Source organism: Burkholderia sp. Ac-20353 (genome assembly GCF_017104785.1).
GTDB lineage: Bacteria > Pseudomonadota > Gammaproteobacteria > Burkholderiales > Burkholderiaceae > Burkholderia.
In genome coordinates, this window is sequence record NZ_JAAGPL010000460.1 from 1 (window position 1) to 1,570 (window position 1,570).

The 1,570-nt window shown below is 69.7% G+C and carries 2 protein-coding genes; both read left to right on the forward strand.

Translation table 11 applies throughout. From position 1 onward, the window contains the following. Positions 1-1,365: cellulose synthase subunit BcsC-related outer membrane protein (locus G3N94_RS41270; RefSeq protein WP_205799902.1), on the forward strand; the 1,365-nt coding region annotated here is incomplete at its 5' end. A 17-nt stretch (positions 1,366-1,382) separates the two neighbouring features. After that, positions 1,383-1,570, forward strand: a 188-nt coding sequence (locus tag G3N94_RS41275) for a hypothetical protein (RefSeq protein ID WP_205799903.1), incomplete at its 3' end; no start/stop codon positions are given.

The window sequence follows — 1,570 nt, forward strand, 5'->3', positions numbered from 1 at the left end:
CGGCCCGACGTGACGGTCGCGGCGGGGCGCGTCGCCGAGGCGCAGAGCCGCTACGACGATGCGGCGTCGCTGTACCGGCTGTCGCTGTCGCAGGAGCGCGAGGCCGGCGTGAGCCCGCGCCGCGACGGCCGCACGCCCGCGCAGGCGGCGTTCGCCGATCTCGAGCAGCGCCGCAACCCGGAAATCGAGCTCGGCTGGCTGCCCGCGTACAAGTCCGGCGACGAAGGGATCTCGTCGTACCGCGCGCAGCAGGTGCCGATCTACATGCAGATGCCGGTCCGCTATGACGGGCATGCGTTCCTGCAGCTCGACACCGTGCATCTGGACCCCGGCACGCTCGATACGAGCAACCCGAATGCCTATGCGCTGAATACGTTCGGGACCTACCCGGCGCTCAAGGCGCTGAGTGCGCTGCTCGCGCCGTTCGGGTTGAATCAGCCGGTCGATTCGCTGATTGCGCATCCGCCGGGCTCGCTGCACCAGTCGACGACGGGCGTCGCACTGGGCGCCGGCTATCGCTCGGATGCCTGGCGCTTCGATCTCGGCACGTCGCCGCTCGGCTTCCCCGTGCATTACCTCGTCGGCGGTGTGCGCTACCGCTTCGACGCGGGCCCCGCGAGCTTCACCGTGAACGCGTCGCGGCGGCCGGAAACGAGCAGCGTGCTGTCGTACGCGGGGATGCGCGACCCGTGGACGGGCGCGGTCTGGGGCGGCGTGCGTCGCGACGGCGTGAACCTGCGCGCGTCGGTCGACGTCGGCCGCGCGAACCTGTTCGCGGAACTCGGCGCGGGCGTGCTGTCCGGCCGCAACGTCGAGCGCAACTCGGAAGTGACGCTGCGCACGGGCTTCACGGTGCCCGTGTACGAGCGCGCGACGATGAAGGTCAGCACGGGGCTCGTCGGCAATGCGTGGCACTACGCGGAGAACCTGCGCTACTACACGTACGGGCAGGGCGGCTACTACAGCCCGCAGCGCTACCTGTCGCTCGGCGTGCCGATCGAATGGGCGGGGCGACGTGACGCGCTGTCGTGGGATCTGACCGTCACGGGCGGGATCTCGAACAGCTACGAGAAGGATTCGCTGTATTTCCCGACGTTCTCGGACCAGCGGGCCGCCCAGGTGGCCGCAGGCTTCGTCTACGCGGGCAGCTCGACGCGCGGCGTGACGTTCTCGTACGGCGTGAACGGCATCGTCGAGTACCGCATGAACCCGCACCTGAGCGTCGGCGCGCAGTTGCACATCGATCGTTCGCATGACTACGCGCCGAGCTCTGCGCTCGTGTACCTGCGCTACGCGTTCGATGCGCGCGCGCCGCGCACCGGCCTCGTCACGCCGACGCCGGTGCAGCTGTATTCGGATTACTGAGGAAAGGAAGCACAAGCGTGAACACCGACTTCGAAGCCACTCGTCCCGCGCTCGGCGTCCCCGGCGTGTTCGGCCGCCTGCGCGCGCTGTTGCGCATGGGCCCGGCCGACGGCCGCGTGTCGTCGCTGAGCCGGCTTGCGATCGACGGGCTGCCCGACGAATGGACGCAGCTCGAGCCAGGCGGCCTGTATGCGGTCTACGCGGC